The following is a 17717-nucleotide window of genomic DNA, read 5'->3' on the forward strand; positions in this document are numbered from 1 at the left end:
ATTGTCTGATGAAAAAATTGCTTCTCGCGGGGACCGCGATCCTCGTCGCCCATGCTGCTCCTGCGCTGGCGCAGGATGCGCCCGCCGCCCCCGAAGCCGCGCAGGCGACCGAGGAAGGCGAGGGTCTTCAGGACATCGTCATCACCGCGCAGCGCCGTTCGGAATCGCTCCAGCGCGCCGCCGTCGCGGTGACCGCAGTGACCGGCGACGACCTCGCCCAATCGGGCATCACCGAAACCGCCAACCTCGGCAAGCTGGTCCCCTCGCTCGTCGTCCAGCCGACCGGCGGCACGACCAGCTTCTTCCTGCGCGGCGTCGGCACCAATTCGCAGAACTCGTTCTCGGAAAACGCCGTCGCGTTCAACTTCAACGGCGTCTATGTCGGCCGCCCGACGGCACCCGCCGGCGTGTTCTACGACCTCGAACGCGTCGAGGTGGTCAAGGGGCCGCAGGGCACGCTCTATGGCCGCAACGCTACCGGCGGCGCGATCAACGTGCTCCCCAAAAAGCCGATCCTCGGCAAGTTCGGCGGCGAAGCGCTGCTCGAATATGGCAATTACGACAGCAAGAAGGGCTTCCTCGCGCTCAACGTGCCGCTGGGCGACAAGGTCGCGCTGCGCGTCGCGGGGCAGGTGGTCGATCGGGACGGATATATCTCCGACGGCTATGACGACGACAAGGGCGAGGCGGTGCGCGCGTCGCTGTTGATCGAGCCGTCCGACCGCTGGTCGATGACCCTGGTCGCCGACTATTACAACCAGCATGGCAAGGGATCGGGCGCGGTGCTGTTGCCCGAGGCGCGCTACACCGTTCCGGCGCTCGAGGATCGCGTCAGCGTGTCGGACCCGCGCGCGCACGCCGCGATCCGTCAGCTGGCGTCGACCATCTCCGCCCCGCCCTTCTGCGGCGGCATGGGCAATTTCGTGAACAGCGGCTGCGTGGCGCTGGCCGGGACTGACGGCTTCCTCGACAACCAGTTCATCGGCGTCAGCGCGACCGTGGTCGGCGACCTTGGCTTCGGCACCTTGACGGTCCTCCCCGCATGGCGGCGTTCGGACGTCAATTTCCGCACCTATCTGCCCGGCTTTGCCGGCGACATCACCGATCTGGCCGAGCAGACCTCGGTCGAGGTGCGGCTGGCGTCGAATGAGGACGGGCGGCTGCGCTACGTCGTCGGCGGCTTCTATTTCGGCGAAAATCAGAACACTCTGAACTTCTTCCGCCAGGGCAATATCTCGACCACGCGCTTTACCCCGCGCCTCAATACCGAGAGCGTCGCGGCGTTCGGACAGCTGACCTTCGACCTCAGCGACAAGCTGCGCCTTGTCGCGGGTGGCCGCTTCACGCGCGAGGACAAGAAACAGCTCACCTCGACCGCGTCGGGCGGCCTGCCCGGCCCGGTGCTGCCCCCGCTGAGCGCGCCGTTCACCGGCAGCCTGAGCTTCGAGAAATTCACCTGGAAGGCGGGGGTCGAGTTCGACGCGGGTCCGGCGTCGTTGGTCTATGCCAATGTCGCGACCGGCTTCAAGGCGGGCGGTTTCTTCGTCGCGCAGCCGCCGAACAACACGTTCCGCCCGGAAACGCTGACCGCCTATACCTTCGGCGCGAAGAACCGTTTCATGGACAACAAGCTGCAGCTGAATTTCGAGGCATTCTACTGGGACTACAAGGACCAACAGATTACCTATGTCGGCGGCGTGCCGACCGGGACCGGCGTGTTCGCGCAGGGGTCGATCACGGTCAATGCCGGCAAGTCGCACATCTATGGCGCCGAATTCGAGGCGCGCTTTGCGCCGACCCGCAACGACCTGTTCAACCTCAACGTCCAGTATCTCAAGGGCAAGTATGACAGCCTGCAGACGGCGAATTTCTCGCCGACGGGCGCGCCGGTGACCACGGGCTGCACCACGCTGGGCAGCCGTGCGGCCAATCCGGGGGTCAACAACGCGCGCTTCTATGACATCGACTGTTCGGGCAAGCCGACGGTCAACTCGCCCGAATGGGCGATCAATGTCGGGTACGAGCGGACGTTCGAGCTGACCGGCGACCTCGATTTCGTCGCGGGTGCGCGGGCGAATATCGAGAGCAGCCGCTTCATGAACTCGAACTACCGCCCTGAAGAAAAGCAGGACGGGTTCGTGATGGCCGACGCGTTCGTCACACTGCGCAGCCAGCAGGGGTGGAGCGTCACCGGCTTCGTCAACAATCTGACCGATGAGGTCGTGCTGGCGCGCGCGGGTACCCGGCCGATCCTCGACTTCCCGGTCGGCACGCTGCGCCCGCCGCGCACCTATGGCGTCCGCGTCGGGTTCGACTTCTGATGCGCGCGTCGCTTCTGGGACTGGTGGTTGCGGCGGTGCTCGCGGCGGTGCCCGCGTCCGCACAGCAGGCGCCGCCCCAGGGCGATGCGTTCATCACGCTCGGCACAATGGGCGGACCGGTGGCGAGCCGCGACCGCTCGCAGCCCGCCAATGCGCTGGTGCATGACGGGCGCGTCTATCTGGTCGATGCCGGGGATGGCGCGGTCCAGCAGCTGACCAAGGCTGGCTATCAGCTGCCCCGCGTGCGCGCGGTGTTCCTGAGCCACCTGCACACCGATCATACCGGCGGCCTGTCGGCGGTGCTGGGGCTGCGCAACCAGACCAATGTCGCGGAGAAGCTGACCGTCTATGGCCCGCCGGGCACGCGCGAGTTGGTCGCGGGAATGGTCGCGTCGATGCAGCCTGCCGCGCGGGTCGGCTATGGCATTCCGGGCCAGCCCTGGGCGCCGCCCGCCGACACGGTGATTGTGATCGAGCTGAACGACGGCGACAAGATGACGGTGGACGGCATGACCGTCACTGCGGCGCAGAACAGCCATTACGATTTCCCGCCCGGCAGCGTCGAGGACCGCAACTACAAGTCGCTGTCGCTGCGCTTCGACCTGCCCGGCCGGTCGATCGTCTATACCGGCGACACCGGGCCGAGCGCGGCCGTGGAACGGCTAGCCAAGGGCGCGGACCTGCTGGTCAGCGAGATGATCGACATGGCCGCGACAATGGCGACGGTCGCGCGCAATTCGCCGAACATGCCGCCCCCCGCCAAGCAGAAGCTCGAACAGCATCTGTCCACCCATCACCTGACGCCCGAAGCGGTCGGCGATCTTGCCGCGCGCGCCGGGGTGAAGGCGGTGGTCATCACCCATTTCGCGGGCGGCACCCCCGACCCCGTCCGCACCCGGGGCTATATCGCGCAGGTCCGTGCCCGCTTTGCCGGGCCGATTACGCTGGCCAACGATCTCGACCGATTCTGAGAGAACAAACATGCAATCCGGCAACATCCTCGTCATCGGCGGCGGCATTGGCGGCCTGACCACCGCCATCGCGTTGCGCGCCAAGGGCTTTGACGTCACGGTGATCGAGCGCGATCCCGACTGGTCGGTCTATGGCGTCGGCATCATCCAGCAATCGAACGTGATCCGCGCGATGGCGCAGCTGGGGCTGATCGACGAATATGTCGCGTCGGGCGTCGGGTTCGATGCGGTCGAGATCTACACGCCGACGGGGGTAAAGGTCGCGCGCGTCCCCACCCCGCGACTGGTCGACGGCTATCCGGCCAATATGGGGATCGCCCGCCCGGCGCTGCACAAGATCCTCGGCGACAGCACGATCGCCAGCGGGGCCAAGGTGCTGCTGGGGGTGACCGCGACCGAGTTGAGCGACGATGGCGCGGGCGTCGATGTGACACTGTCCAATGGCGAGAGCGCGCGCTTCGACCTCGTGGTCGGCGCGGACGGCGTCTATTCGCAGACGCGCGCGGCGCTGTTCCCCGACCTGACCGGGCCGCAATTCACCGGGCAAGCGGTGTGGCGCTACAACCTGCCCCGCCCCGCCGATCTCGACGCGCTGCACGTCTATAACGGGCCGACCGGCGTCGGGCTGGTGCCGGTGTCGGAAAGCCTGATGTACATCTATGTCACCACGCCCGAGCCCGATAACCCGCGCTACCCGCGTGAGGGGCTGGCCGCAGTGATGCGCTCGAAAATGGCGAATTGCGCGCCGTACATCCGCGAGCTGTCGGAGCTGGTCACCGATGATGATGGCGTCGTCTATCGCCCGCTCGAAGGCATGCTGGTCGAGGGCGCGTGGCATCGCGGGCGGATCGCGCTGTTGGGCGATGCGGTGCATGCGACCACCCCGCATCTGGGCCAGGGTGCGGGGATGGCGATCGAGGACAGCCTGGTGCTGGCCGAGGAGCTGGCGCGCCACGACGACATCGAGACAGCGCTGACCGCCTATCGCGCGCGCCGGTTCGAGCGCTGCGCCTATATCGTCCGCTCCAGCCTCGCCATCTGCATGGGCCAGCTCGGCAAGGGGCCGCCGGTGGACAATGCCAAGGCAACGCACGAAATGTTCGAAGTCGTGGCAAAGCCAATTTGAGGATCGTCCGATGACCCAGCAAGCGACGACCCGGCATGGCGTGATCCTGATGCTCACCGCGGTGATGCCGACCATGGCGATCATAGCGCTGGTGCCGGTGCTGCCGCTGCTGATGCGCGAGTTCGCCGATGTGCCGGGCGCGGCGGTGCTGGTGCCGATGGCGCTGACGATTCCCGCTTTGTGCGTCGCGCTGTTTTCCCCGGTCGCCGGCTGGCTGTCGGACAAGCTCGGCCGCAAGCGGCTGCTGATTGCGGCGCTGGTCGGTTATGCGGGGTTCGGCCTGCTGCCCTTGCTGCTCGATGATCTGCGCATGATCCTTGGCGCGCGCGTCGCGCTGGGGGTGACCGAGGCGATCATCATGACCGTCGCGACCGCGCTGGTCGGCGATTACTTCACCGGCGAGCGGCGCGAAAAATGGGTGTCGATCCAGATCGCCACCGCGAGCGTCAGCGCGATCGTCCTGATCGCGGCGGGCGGCGCGCTGGGTGAGGCTTTGGGGTCGCGCGGGCCGTTCTGGCTGTATCTGCTGGCGCTGCCCGTGGCGCTTGCCGCTGCCCTGATCCTGTTCGAACCGGCGAAGACTGCCGCGAGCGCGCCCGCAGCTGCGGGCAAGGCGCAGGGCATCGCGATGCTGGTCGCGATCACCTTTGGCATCGGCATGCTGTTCTACACGCTGATCGTCCAGCTCGGGCCGGTGATCGAAGCGACGGGGGTCACCTCCCCCGCCACGATCGGGCTGGCCGGAGCCGCCGCCAATCTCGGCGTGATGGCCGGGTCGATGCTGTTCGGGCGGCTCAAGGGCTGGTCGGGGCAGACCTTGCTGTCGATCGGCCTTCCTCTGGTCGCGCTCGGCTATGTCGGCATTGCATTGTCCACGAGCTTCGCGCTGACCGCCGCCTGTGCGGTCGTGATCTCGATCGGCAACGGGCTGATGCTGCCGACGATGCTCGCCTGGGTTCTCCGCCGCCTTCCGCCGGAGACGCGCGGGCGCGGGACGGGTGTGTGGACCGGGTCCTTCTTCCTCGCCCAGTTCGTCGCGCCGATCGTCGCGGTGGCGCTGTCGGGGGTGCTCGGCGGCCTGTCGGGCGTCTTTCTTTTCTACGCGGCTGCGGCGGCGATCGGCGCGGGCGTCGCGCTGCTGCGTCGCAGTCCGGCAACTCAAGGAGCATGAAATGACCAAGCCAGTACGTCGCGTCGTCACCGGCCACGATGCCAGCGGCCGCGCGATCATCCAGGAGGATGGCGCCGCCCCGCGTGTGCAGCAGATCGGCGGGCCGTCGGGGCCGATGTTCCACGAAATCTGGAACACCCAGTCGACTCCGGTGCTGATCGACGCCGCTTCGGGCGAGCCGCATGAGGACGGCATCAAGCTCGCCCCGCCCAAGGGCGGCACCCGCATCCGCGTGCTCGACATCCCGCCCGAGAGCGACGAGATCCGCACCATGTCACCCGAAGAGGCGCAGGCGCATTTCGCCGAAATCGGCGCGGGCGATGCGTCGGCGCATCATGGCGAAGGCAGCCGCCACGCGCTGATGCACCGCACCGAGACGATCGATTACGGCATCGTGCTGGAGGGTGAACTGGTCCTGATCATGGACGAGGGCGAGACCACCGTGCGCGCGGGCGACATCGTGATCCAGCGCGGCACCAACCATGGCTGGTCCAACCGCTCCAACGCCAATTGCCGGATCGCCTTCATCCTGATCGACGGCGAATTCGCGCCCGAGCTGAAGTAATGCGGCTGGCGATCACCGGCGCGGCGGGGTTCGTCGGCCGGTCGGTCGTGCGGCAGCTTGCTGCGCAACATCCGGGGGTCGACCTGCTGCTCGCCGACCGCGAGGTGGCGGGGTTCGACGGGCATGAAACGCTTGAAGGCGACCTGACCGACCCGACGGTGATCGCCGCGCTGACCGCCAAGCGGGTCGATGCGGTGCTCCACCTCGCGGCCCTGCCCGGCGGTGCTGCGGAGCATGATCCCGCCGCGTCGCGCGCGGTCAATCTCGACATGCCGCTCGCGCTGATCGAGGCGATGCGCGGGCGGCGGCTGGTCATCGCCGGGTCGATCGCGGTGTTCGGCGGCGTGCTGCCCGATCCGGTGGACGAGGCGACAGTGCCGACGCCGACCAGCGTCTATGGCACGCACAAGCGCATGGTCGAGCTGGCCTTTGGCGACGCGGTGCGGCGCGGGGCCGTGACCGGCTTCGCGCTGCGCCTGCCCGGCATCGTCGCGCGACCGGCTGCGGCCGGTGGTTTCGGCTCGGCATTTCTGAGCGGCATGTTTCATTCCGCTCTGGCAGGGAAGGTGCTGCGGGTGCCAGTCGCGCCCGATGCGACCAGCTGGCTGATGTCGGTGCGCTGCTGCGCCGCCAACCTGGTTGCGGCGGCACTGGGCGAGCGGACCGAACAGACGGCGGTGACGCTGCCCGCGCTGCGCGTGACAGTCGGCAATCTTGTCGCAGAGCTTGGGCGCCACGGCGACGTATCGGGGATCCGGTTTGAAGAGGTTCCCGCGACCCGCGCGACCTTCGGCAGCTACCCGCAGCTCGTAACGCCGCGCGCCGACGCGCTCGGGTTCCGGCATGACGGCAATCTGACGAAGTTGGTGGAGACGGTGATTGGCGACCTCTGACCCCCTGGCCGCCTTTCGCCTCGACGGACGCACCGCGCTGGTCACCGGGCCGGTACGTGGGATCGGACTGGCGATCGCGCACCTGTTCGCCGGAGCCGGAGCGCGGCTGGTGCTGGCCGATCTGGATGCCGCGGCGTGCGATGCGTTGGCGGTGGAGCTAGGCGGCATCTCCATCCCCACCGATGTCGGCGATGCCGCCGCGCTCGACCGGCTCGCGCAGCAGGCCGAGGCCCGGACCGACGGCATCGACATTCTTGTCTGCAACGCCGGGATCGCGGGACAGGCGTCGCCAATGCACGCGATGACCGAGGACGCGCGCGAGCGGCTCTATGCGATCAACCTGCTCCACCCTCTGCGCCTCACCAGCCGCATCGCCCCGGCGATGGCGGCGCGCGGGCGGGGCAGTATCGTGCTGCTGTCGAGCATCGCCGGGCTGCGCGGCAATGCGATGCTGGGGCATTACGGGATGACCAAGGCGGCGCTGGCGCAGCTCGCGCGCAACCTGGCGGTCGAATGGGGGCCGTCGGGGGTGCGCGCCAACGCCATTGCGCCGGGGCTGATCGAGACCGACTGGGCGGGCGCGATCCTGTCGAGCCCGGAGCGCGCCGCGCGGCGGCTGGGCATGACCCCGCTGCGTCGCGCCGGATCACCGGACGAGGTCGCGGCGACCGCGCTCTACCTCGCCAGCGACGCGGGCGGGTTCACCACCGGTCAAACCGTCGTGGTCGATGGCGGGACGCTGATTTCGGACGGGAGTTAGGTGCCAATCCCCCCTCCCTGAAAGGGAGGGGGCGGGGTGGGTGCGCGCGTCTGCGCGCCGAAGAGACTCCAACAGACAGCGCGAAAAAAAGCGGCCAGCGAGGCATCGAGCCTCGCTGGCCGCTAAACTCACCCCTGCCCCTCCCTTTCAGGGAGGGGAGTTCACAGGATCGGAGCTACCCCTTCACCACCCGCTGATCGATCGCGCCGAACGGTGATGCGCCCTCCCCCGCCCGCATCGACACACGGCTGCCGAACGACAGGAACGGCGTCTGCGGTGCGCCGTGAGCGATCATCTCGATCGCGCGGCGTTCGGACATGCAGGTCGATCCGACCGTCTCATGCTCCGCGTTCGACACCGTGCCCGATCCGATGATCGTGCCGGCGGGCAGCGAGCGGGTCCGTGCGGCGTGCGCGATCAGCTCGTGGAAACCATAGCCCATCGCAGCGCCATTGGGGTTGCCGAACCACTTGCCATCGACCTCGACCGTCAGCGGCAGATGGACGCGACCGTCGCGCCAGGCATCGCCCAGCGCGTCGGGCGTCACCGCGAACGGCGCGACGCTGCATGCGGGCTTGGCCTGCACCCAGCCAAAGCCGGTCTTCATCTCGGGGATCGCAATCGCGCGCAGCGACCAATCGTTGATCAGCACCACCAGCCGGACATGAGCCAGCGCGTCGGCGGCGCTGCACCCGATCGGCACATCGCCGGTGATGACGCCGAACTCTCCCTCGAAATCGATGCCATCGGCTTCGCTGGGCAGCGGCACGTCGGCGGTCGGCGCGATGAACTGATGGCTCATCCCCTGATACATCAGCGGCAGATCGGTCTCGATCGGCGCATGGCCGAACGCGAGCTGCATCAGCGCGCCGTGATTGGCAAAGGCCGACCCGTCGAGCCACTGCCACGCGCGCGGCAGCGGCGCGGCGAAATCGTCCGGCTGGACCGCCTCGCCGCTCTCCGCCGTTTCAGCCGCAGTGGCCAGCGCGCCCTGGGCCGCATCCCAATCGTCGAGCGCGGCCTGAAGCGTCGCATAGCCCGCGACCGGCGCGACGCGCGCACCGTCGCGGCTAACCGCCACCAACGTCCCGTCGCGCCCGCCGCGCCGCAATGTCGCGAGGCGCATCAGGACAGCTTTCCGCCGAGCGTCTCGGCAAACCAGTCGGCGATATAGTCGCGGCCAAAGCTCATATTGTCGGCCCCGACATGCTCGACCCCGCCTTCGCGCTCGGTGAACAGCTTGAGTTCGCGGCGCGGCGAGTTGACCAGCTGGTCGTAGCAATCCTGCGCATAATCGACGCTGATCTGCCGGTCCTTGGCGCCATGGGTGACGAGGAAGGGGACGCGCACCCCGCCCATATGGCCGTTGAGGTTCATATCCTCCGCCTTGGCGAGGAAGTCGTCCATGTCCTTGGCGCCGAACGCCCAAATCACGTGCGCCCAGTAATGCGGGACCGGATTCTCGCCTTCGCGCTTCAGCCGCTTCTGCTGTACCTCGGCCCAATTGTGGTTCGCGCCCCAGCATGCGCCGCTGGCGAAACGCGGTTCATAGGCGACGGCGCGCGGCGCGAAATGGCCGCCGAGCGAGATGCCGGTCATGCCGATGCGCTTGGGGTCGACGTCGGGCTGGGTTTCGAGCCAGTCGATCGCCTTGCTCGCCCAGTTTTCGCTGTGCGGATCGACGGGGAGGTTCTGCAGGCGCAGCGCTTCACCGGTGCCCGGCTGATCGACGCACAGGGTCGAGATGCCACGCTTGGCCAGCGCCTCGGGCAGGCGGGACCAGTAGAGCAGCTCCTTGCAGCTATCGAGACCGTTGCAGTAGACCACCACCGGATGCGGCCCCGGCCCCTCGGCGCGGGTGCAGAGCGCGGGCATGGTGCCGGTGGTCAGCGGGATTTCCACACGCTCGCGGTTGATCGAACCCAGCCGGGTCGAGCGCGCAAAGGTGTCGAGCGCGCGCGCATAGGTTTCGGCGCGGCCGGGATGGCCATGGCCCTGCATCCGCTCGGCGACGAGCAAATAGAGCGACGCACGTTCCAGCTTGTCGGAGGCGGAGAAGCCGCGCCCCGCGGCCTCATCCTCGTCCGCCAGGCCGATCAGCTTGTCGCCCATCTCGACCCATTTGGCCATGAATTGCGGCGTGCCGGCATCCGAACCCGACGCGGCGGCGTCGCGGATCGGCTGGCACATATCGACGATCTCGCCGATCCGCCCGCCGCTCTCCAGCGCGATGGCGACCGACAGGTTCCAGATATAGTTCGGGAAATATTCGAAGAGTGCCATCGATCAGACCTCCGCCGCCTGGAACAGGCCCGCATCGGGCTCGGGATGCGGCATGGTCTGCGGGCCGCCGACGCCGACGCCCCATTGGTCCATGATCTGCGGTCCCGGGACGTGCACCTTGTCGACATGATTCTCGAAATCGACCTCTTCCAGCTCCGAAGTATATTCGACCGCAAAGCCGCTCGGCGTGGTGAAATAGCTGAAGGTGTTGTTGCCCGCCGTATGCCGCCCCGGGCCCCAGCGGATATCGGTGCCCTTCTTCCGCAGGCGGCTGATCCCGCGCATCATGTCGTCCACGGTCAGCATGTCATAGGCGACATGGTTGAGGCAGGCCGGCCCGGGCAGGATCGCGATACGGTGATGCGCGCTGTTGCAGCGCAGGAAGCACATGAAGTCGCCCAGCCAGTCGCTGACGCGGAAGCCGAGCACGTCGACAAAGAATTTCACCATCGCCTGATGGTCGGGCGAGTGGAGCACGATATGGCTGATCTTCTGCGGCACGCCGTCCCAGCGCTGCATCTCGCGGCTCGATCCGCGCGCGACATCGCTCGAAATCTCGAACGGCAGGCCATCGGGGGAGAAGAAGCGGAAGCCATAGCCGCCGCCCGGCGCAGTCAGATCGCGCGGGGCATGGATGATCCGGCAGCCGGCCGCTGCAACCTTGGCGTGCAGCGCATCGACATCGGCGCGACTTTCCGCCGCCAGCGCGATCACATCGATCCGCTTGGTATCCGCCGCGCGCAGCCGGACGACATGATGCTCGTCGTGCCCCTGTGCCTTGAAATAGACCATGCCATCGTCCGACGGGACCGCCTCCAGCCCCCAGACATCGGCGTAAAAGGCGCGCTCTTCCTCCAGCGCCGTGACGGCATATCCGACATAGCGGATCTCGCTTACCTTGCTCATGCATCCTGCTCCAATCGTGGTTGTCCCCGCCCTAGCGGCATCGATCTTCATTGAAAAAGTGATTGTTTTTATCCATTAGCATTCATGCAAAAAATGGATGGCCGATGCGCTTCAAGGGACTGGACCTCAACCTGATCGTCGCGTTCGAGGCGCTGATGAGCGACCGCAGCGTGTCGCGCGCGGCGGAGCGGCTTAACCTCAGCCAGCCGGCGATGAGCAACGCGCTGGCCCGGCTGCGCAGCTATTTCGGCGACGAGCTGCTGATCGCGCGCAACAAGCGCATGTATCCCACCCCCTTCGCCGAGACACTGCTGCCGCAGGTGCGACAGGCGCTGGAGACGATGGAGGGGGTGATTGCCACCTCGCGCCATTTCGATCCCGCGACGACCAACCGGACGTTCCGGATCATGACATCGGATTACATCGCGACGTCGATCCTGTTCCCGATCGTCACCCGCCTGTCCGCGACCGCGCCCGGCGTGCGGATCGAACTGCTGCTGCCCAGCCCGCGCCGGATCGAACTGCTCGAAAGCGGCGGGATCGACCTGCTCATCACGCTGCGCGAATATCTGACCCCCGAACTGCCGTCGGAGCCGCTGTTCGAGGACGCCTATCACCTCGTTGGGCGTGCGGGCCACCCGGCACTCGGCGGCGAGACCACGCTGGCGGCGATGCTGGCCTATGACCATGTCCATGTCGCGATCGGCGACGAGCGACTGCCAAGCTTCGGCGACGCCTTTCTCGACCGCATGGGCATCCAGCGCCGCATCGCGATGATCGCGCCCAATTTCGGCATGCTGCCGTGGCTGTTGCAGGATACGGACTGGCTGGCGCTGATCCAGGGACGGCTGGCGGCGCAGATGGCGCGCAACTTTCCGCTGGTGGCCGTGGCACCCCCGCTGCCGATCCCGCCCTTGGTCGAGATGGCGCAATATCATGTTACGCGCAGCAACGATCCGGGCCTGCGCTGGCTGATCGACCTGATCCGCGACTCGACGCGCTGATGTGCAGGTCGACCGGCGCGACGCGCGTCCAGACTGCCGCTGACCGCTCCCTCAGGGAGCCGGGCGGGTTGCTTTAGTCGGAAGCGCGCGCCACCCGCGAACCAATGCGTTGAATTCATCCGGCTTTTCGGCGGGCGCCATGTGCCCCGCACCGTCCAGCACATGAAACTGCGCGCCGGCGATGCCCGCCGCAATCTCGCGATGTTGGGCAGGCGGTGACCATCGGTCCTCGGCCCCGACGACCACGCTGACCGGACAGGTCAGTGCCTGCAGCACCAGGCCGGTTTCAGGGCGGTGCAACAGTGCCTCGGTCTGCGCCTCGAACACCTTCTGCCCGGCACGCCGGCACATGGCGCGCAACGCATCCATCAGCACCGGGTCGCCGCGTGCCGCATCACCCACCATCGGGGGAAGCCAGGCATCGACCAGCCGGTCGAAGCCTTCGCGGCGACCGAGATCGCGCAAGGCATAGCGGTTTTCCATCTCTCCCGGACGGACGCCATGGACGCCCGTATCGGCAAGCATCAATCGGGTAACGCGATCGGGTTCCCGCGCGACGATTTCGAGCGCGACCCGCGCGCCCATCGAATGACCGATCAAGGCGAACCGGTCGGGCGCAGCGGCTAGAACGTGCGCCGCCATCTGATCGATCCGGTCGGCGCCGCCATAGTGATCATCGATCACGTGCGATCGCGGAACCTGCTTCAACGTTTCCACGAACATGGCCGCGTCGCACATCAACCCCGGCAAGATCAGCACGTCCTCGTCCACGCATTCCCCCTGACCGTTTCGCCGGGACTGCGCCTAGGCCCATTCGGGTCGCCGCGCCAGATGACGAGCCCGAGCAGGCGGCGCGCATTCACCCCGGGACAAAGCGCCGACCTGCGACGAATGCGATTGCGCACAGCCGGCCAGACTGCCTAGTGCTGCCAAGGTCGAGCCGCTCGGGCGGGACATCTGCTCGCCCCCAATTGCTCTGCGGAGTCACTGTGAGCCTCAGCCTCTCCACTTTCTTTGCGTTGGCGCTGGTTCTCCTGATGTTTGCCGTCGCGGCGTTGGTCGAGCGCAAGTCGGACGTCGTGCGCCCGCATCTGCGTCGCCGTGCCTACACGCTCGCGCTGGGCGTCTATTGCACCAGCTGGACCTTTTACGGCGCGGTCGGCAGCGCGGTGCGTGACGGGTGGAGCTATCTGCCGATCTATGCCGCGCCGATCCTGTTGCTGCTGGTCGCGCCGCGCCTGCTCAGACGTCTGGCTTACTCGGTCGCGGAGGAGCGGGCGACGACCGTGTCGGACTTTATCGCCGCACGGTTTCGCCACGACATCGTCGTCGCCCGGCTGGTGACCACCATCGCCCTGTTCGGAACGATTCCGTACATTGCGCTGCAACTCCGCTCGATCGGGGCCGCCTTTTCGATCGTGTCGGGTGCGGATGTCGCCACCCAGACGATGCTGGTCGCGGCGCCGGTGCTCGCGCTGTTTGCGGCGCTGTTCGGCGCGCGCAAGTTCGAACTCGCCGGACGCAGCGAAGGGCTGCTCTATGCGATCGCGCTCGAATCGGTCATCAAGCTTGTCGCCCTTCTGCTCGTCGCCGGGATCGCGGTGGCGGTGATCGCCAATAGCGATCCGGCAACGCTGAGCCGTGGGCTGGAGCGGTTCCAGCAGAGCTTTAGCACCGATCGAATCTCGATCGAAGTCGCGGTGATCTTCCTGATCGCGATGCCGGCGATCATCGTCCTGCCCCGCCAATTCTATATGGGCCTGGTCGAGGCGCGGCAGCCCGACGATTTCGTCCACGCCCGCTTTGGCCTGGCTTCCTATCTGGCGGTCATGGCGCTGGTTGTCTTGCCGATCGCGCTGGCCGGGGTGATCTCGCTGCAACCCGATGTCCCGGTCGACTGGTACGTCCTCGAACTGCCCGCCGAGCAGGGCCAATATTGGGTGGTGATCGCCGCCCTGCTGGGCGGGGTGAGCGCGGCTGCGTCGATGGCGATCGTCGATTCGACCGCGCTGGCGACGATGGTCTCGAACGACCTGCTGTTTCCGACACTGGTGCGGCGGCGCGGCCTCGCCTCCGCCGCCGCATCGGGCGCGATGGGTGAGCGGATGCTGACGCTCCGCCGCCTCACGATCCTCGCGATCATGGCGCTTGGCCTCGGATGGGCGCTACTGGTCTCGTCGCAGGATTCGCTTGCCTCGATCGGGCTGATCGCCTTTGCCGCGATGGCGCAATTCGTGCCGCATCTGATGCTCGCCGCGACCGGGAAGGATCGCGACCCGCTAGCCGCGCGGGCGAGCCTGGCGACCGGGTTCCTGCTGTGGCTCTACACGCTGGCGTTGCCGCCGGTGCTGCCCGCGTACTGGATTGCAGGACTGACGGGTGGACTGGCTGACCCGGTCAACCTTCTTGGTATCGGCTCCGCCTCTCCGCTGACGCATGGCGTGATCTGGAGCGTCGGCGCCAATCTCCTCGTCTATGCGGCAGTGGCAGCACGCGGCATCCATGCGCCACAATTGCCCCGCCTGTTCGGAGCCGAGCGCGCAATCAGCAACCAGCGCGACCTTATCGCACTGACCGGTAGCTTTGTCGGCCATGAGCGCGCGGATCGCGCCTTTGACGACATGGACCCGATGGCACCGGTCGATCGGCGATCGGCGCGCCGTGCGCGCGCGCTGATTGCGCAGGTGGTCGGCGCTTCCTCCGCACGCGCGCTCGTCGCGTCGGCGCTCGCCGGCAACCGCATGAGCCTCCAGGATGTCGCACGGCTGCTCGACGAAGGCGGGGCCAGCCTGCAATTCTCGCGCAAGCTGCTCGCATCGACGTTCGAGAATATCGATGCCGGGATCAGCGTTGTCGACGCCGACCTGAACCTGGTCGCGTGGAACAGCCGCTATCTCGAGCTGTTCGATTATCCGTCCGACATGGTCTATGTCGGCGCACCGGTCGCCGACCTGATCCGCCACAATGCCCGCCATGGCGATTTCGGACCGGGCGAGATCGACTATCATGTCGAGAAGCGGCTGGATCACCTGCGCAACGGTCAGCCGCACAGCTTCGAGCGCCGCCGTCACGACGGCAAGACGATCAAGACCGTTGGCGGCCCGATGCCGGGCGGCGGCTATGTCATGTCGTTCACCGATATTAGCGCCGAAGCACGCGCGCAGGCCGAATTGCGCACGACGCTGGAGGAGCTGGAGCGCAGGGTCGATCAGCGCACCAGCGAGTTGAGCGCCGCCAACCAGCGGCTCGCGCTGGCGGACCGCGACAAGACGCGCTTCCTGGCGGCGGCCAGCCATGACCTGCTTCAGCCGCTTCACGCCGCGCGATTGTTTACCGGCGCGCTCGCCCGGGACGTGTCACCGACGCAACAGGGCCTGGTGGGACAGATCGAAGGCTCGCTGCTGGCAGCCGAGGACCTGCTGCGCTCGCTGCTCGATATCAGCCGACTCGACGCGGGTGGGGTCACGCCAGAGCCGGTCGCGATCGCGCTTGCTCCCTTCTTGTCGGATCTGCTCGCGAATCTCCGTCCGACGGCGGCGGCGCAGGGATTGCGTCTGGACGCCGTCGCGTTGCGCGGCGCGGTGCGGTGCGACGTCGGGCTGCTCCGATCGGTGTTGCAGAACATTGTCGGCAACGCACTGCGCTATACTCCTGCGGGCGGCGTGCTGGTCGGGGTGCGCCGCCGTGGCGGCGACTGGCGCATCGATATCGTCGATACCGGGGTCGGCCTGGAGGAAGCGCAGATCCCCCTGATCTTCGCCGAGTTCACCCGGCTGGGCATGGTCGAGGCGGAGGGGCTCGGGCTGGGCCTGGCGCTGGTGCGACGGATCCTGCCGCTGATCGGCGGCCGGCTGGACGTCCGGTCGCGCCCGGGTCGCGGCAGCCGGTTCATTCTGACCCTGCCTGCCGCCGACGGCGTCCCGGCGCATGACCCGGCAGCGGTAACGGAGCCTGACGGGCCGTCGCGTGCGCTCACCGTCCTTGTCGTCGATGACGATTCCCGCATCGTCGCGGCCAGCCTCGCGCTGCTCGCGGCATTGGGCCATCGTGGCATGGGTGCGCGCGACGCGAACGAAGCGCTCGAGATGGTGGAGCGCGCAGACGCTGCGCTGGTCGATTATCAGCTTGGCGACGCACAAACCGGTCTGGCCCTCATCCCGGCCTTGCGCGCGCGCCGGTCGGGACTACCGATTCTGTTGGTTACCGCAGAGTCCGGCGCGGAACTGTGCGCCCGGGCTGCAGCGTTGGGCGTCGAGATGCTCGCCAAGCCCGCGACCCCCGACGCGATCGATGCGTTCCTGCGCGGCGCCTCAGTCGCGCGAATCGATCCCGAGTGAGCGCGCCACCAGCGCCGCCTGGGTCCGCGTTCGCACGTCCAGCTTGCGCATGATCGCTGTCATGTGAACCTTCACCGTCGCCTCGCTGATATCGAGGCGGTGGGCGATCTGTTTGTTCAATTGTCCATCGAGCACCGCGAGCAAAACCTTGAGCTGCATCGGAGTGAAACCGGCAACCGTCCTGCGGACCTGATCTGCCGGCTGGACACCGGGCGGTTGTTCGACCGGTGCGACATGGTTGAGCGCGCGAGCGATCGCATCCTCGATCGTGGCGAGGTCGCACCCTTTGTGAAGATAGCCGACCGCGCCAAACGCGCGCGCCTCCCCCGCCGCTTCGGCTCCGGCACTCGATACGACCAGAATCGGAACATCGGGGCATTCGGCGTGCAGCAACGCAATACCCGAATAGCCGACCGCGCCGGGCATTTTGAGGTCGAGCAGGATCAGGCGCAGCTCCTGCGTCGATGCGGCGGCCGCGGCAGCGGTCGCCAGCGTGCCGGCCTCGACGATGCGCGCGCCCGGCATGATCCGCTCGATCGCCAGCTTCAGCGCCTGGCGGAACAGCGGGTGATCGTCCGCGATCAGGACCGACCCGCTCACGACAGAATCGCCAAGTGAAGCATGGAGCCGTCCAAGCGCTGAATTCCGATAGGCACTCTCGTCAACACTCCCCCGGTCGCGGACTCCGGGTCCGACCCCGAAGTCGAACACTTATCAGCCAGCCATTCGGTCGCAATGGGGACGTGACGACACGGACGCCAAGGTGCCCGCGAGCATTGCCGTTCAGGACTGCGGGCAAATCGCACGCCCGTGAAAGAGAGACGAATGGCGGAGCGGGAGGCTGCCAAATTTTTCTGAATCTAAAGAGAAATTATGTCTTTCAAGTGTTTCGTCATAATATTGGCCATAAAGCCGGCTTCGGACTCGTCATGAATAGAAAACGCCACAACCACGACAGCGGAGGAGGAGGTGCGGGCCGCAAATGCGCGCCATACGACCCAAGGGCATCTCAGCGCTTCCCAAGGCCACATTGATCGGTAATGTTCGCATCAAGCGCATGGGATCGCTACGGTCGGACGCTCGCGCTGGTTCGGGGCTCTAAAGGTGACCGCTCCTGTTGGCCAAGCGATCGACCGGGGAGACTGGGATAGCCGGTCCGGAGTTGAGGCGCAGATTAAAAAATCCGTTTTGCTAAGCACACGATGAACGCGAGCAGGTCGCATCCCTTCTGCGGACCTCCAAACTTAGTTCCATGAACTGATCTGGCTCCTCATGTTGGCGACGCAAACACGGCCAAAATCCAAAGTAGCATCACTGCCAACATTCCCGACTTTAGCTAATCGAGCAGGCCAATGAAGTTAGAACTCCCTCTGCTGCCGT

The 17717-nt window shown here is 66.9% G+C and carries 14 protein-coding genes; 9 read left to right on the forward strand and 5 right to left on the reverse strand.

Annotation, left to right across the window (positions count from 1 at the left end):
- Positions 1–8: 8 nt before the first annotated feature.
- From LRS08_RS07645 to LRS08_RS07675, 7 genes are read left to right on the forward strand one after another with little or no spacing between them, the layout of a single operon-like run.
- Positions 9–2321, forward strand: a complete 2313-nt coding sequence (locus tag LRS08_RS07645; protein ID WP_257844232.1) for a TonB-dependent receptor — start codon at positions 9–11, stop codon at positions 2319–2321.
- On the forward strand, positions 2321–3292 hold the full coding sequence (locus tag LRS08_RS07650; protein ID WP_260481524.1) for an MBL fold metallo-hydrolase: 972 nt from the start codon (positions 2321–2323) through the stop codon (positions 3290–3292). The genes LRS08_RS07645 and LRS08_RS07650 overlap by 1 nt, the downstream gene beginning before the upstream one ends.
- Positions 3293–3302: 10 nt before the next feature.
- On the forward strand, positions 3303–4418 hold the full coding sequence (locus LRS08_RS07655; RefSeq protein WP_257844226.1) for an FAD-dependent oxidoreductase: 1116 nt from the start codon (positions 3303–3305) through the stop codon (positions 4416–4418).
- A 10-nt stretch (positions 4419–4428) separates the two neighbouring features.
- Positions 4429–5589: an MFS transporter gene (locus LRS08_RS07660; RefSeq protein WP_260481525.1), complete on the forward strand. Its 1161-nt coding sequence runs from the start codon at positions 4429–4431 to the stop codon at positions 5587–5589.
- A gap of 1 nt (position 5590) precedes the next feature.
- Positions 5591–6154 (forward strand): cupin domain-containing protein, encoded by a 564-nt coding sequence (locus LRS08_RS07665; protein WP_257844223.1) that lies wholly within the window; start codon positions 5591–5593, stop codon positions 6152–6154.
- Positions 6154–7047, forward strand: a complete 894-nt coding sequence (locus LRS08_RS07670; protein WP_257844222.1) for an NAD-dependent epimerase/dehydratase family protein — start codon at positions 6154–6156, stop codon at positions 7045–7047. Before LRS08_RS07665 ends, LRS08_RS07670 begins: the two co-directional genes overlap by 1 nt.
- Positions 7034–7807 (forward strand): SDR family NAD(P)-dependent oxidoreductase, encoded by a 774-nt coding sequence (locus LRS08_RS07675; RefSeq protein WP_257844220.1) that lies wholly within the window; start codon positions 7034–7036, stop codon positions 7805–7807. The genes LRS08_RS07670 and LRS08_RS07675 overlap by 14 nt, the downstream gene beginning before the upstream one ends.
- 175 nt (positions 7808–7982) lie before the next feature.
- On the opposite strand, the gene LRS08_RS07680 is transcribed toward LRS08_RS07675, so the two are convergent.
- From LRS08_RS07680 to LRS08_RS07690, 3 genes are read right to left on the reverse strand one after another with little or no spacing between them, the layout of a single operon-like run.
- Entirely contained in the window at positions 7983–8933 is a 951-nt protein-coding gene (locus LRS08_RS07680; RefSeq protein WP_257844219.1) for a fumarylacetoacetate hydrolase family protein, read from the reverse strand.
- Positions 8933–10090: an alpha/beta hydrolase family protein gene (locus LRS08_RS07685; protein WP_260481526.1), complete on the reverse strand. Its 1158-nt coding sequence runs from the start codon at positions 10088–10090 to the stop codon at positions 8933–8935. Before LRS08_RS07685 ends, LRS08_RS07680 begins: the two co-directional genes overlap by 1 nt.
- Positions 10091–10093: 3 nt before the next feature.
- Positions 10094–10996: a VOC family protein gene (locus LRS08_RS07690; protein WP_260481527.1), complete on the reverse strand. Its 903-nt coding sequence runs from the start codon at positions 10994–10996 to the stop codon at positions 10094–10096.
- A 104-nt stretch (positions 10997–11100) separates the two neighbouring features.
- Here LRS08_RS07690 and LRS08_RS07695 point away from each other — a divergent pair, with 104 nt between their 5' ends.
- Positions 11101–12000: a LysR family transcriptional regulator gene (locus tag LRS08_RS07695; protein ID WP_257844218.1), complete on the forward strand. Its 900-nt coding sequence runs from the start codon at positions 11101–11103 to the stop codon at positions 11998–12000.
- A 51-nt stretch (positions 12001–12051) separates the two neighbouring features.
- On the opposite strand, the gene LRS08_RS07700 is transcribed toward LRS08_RS07695, so the two are convergent.
- Entirely contained in the window at positions 12052–12771 is a 720-nt protein-coding gene (locus tag LRS08_RS07700; RefSeq protein ID WP_260481528.1) for an alpha/beta fold hydrolase, read from the reverse strand.
- 248 nt (positions 12772–13019) lie between these two features.
- On the opposite strand from LRS08_RS07700, the gene LRS08_RS07705 reads away from it, so the two are divergent.
- On the forward strand, positions 13020–16337 hold the full coding sequence (locus tag LRS08_RS07705; protein WP_312026671.1) for a PAS-domain containing protein: 3318 nt from the start codon (positions 13020–13022) through the stop codon (positions 16335–16337).
- Here LRS08_RS07705 and LRS08_RS07710 read toward each other — a convergent pair.
- Positions 16311–16937, reverse strand: coding sequence for a response regulator (locus LRS08_RS07710; RefSeq protein WP_260481529.1), 627 nt, complete (start codon positions 16935–16937; stop codon positions 16311–16313). The two genes, LRS08_RS07705 and LRS08_RS07710, sit on opposite strands and share 27 nt — an antisense overlap.
- Positions 16938–17717 lie beyond the last annotated feature (780 nt).

It is taken from the genome of Sphingomonas sp. J315 (assembly GCF_024666595.1).
Lineage (GTDB): Bacteria > Pseudomonadota > Alphaproteobacteria > Sphingomonadales > Sphingomonadaceae > Sphingomonas.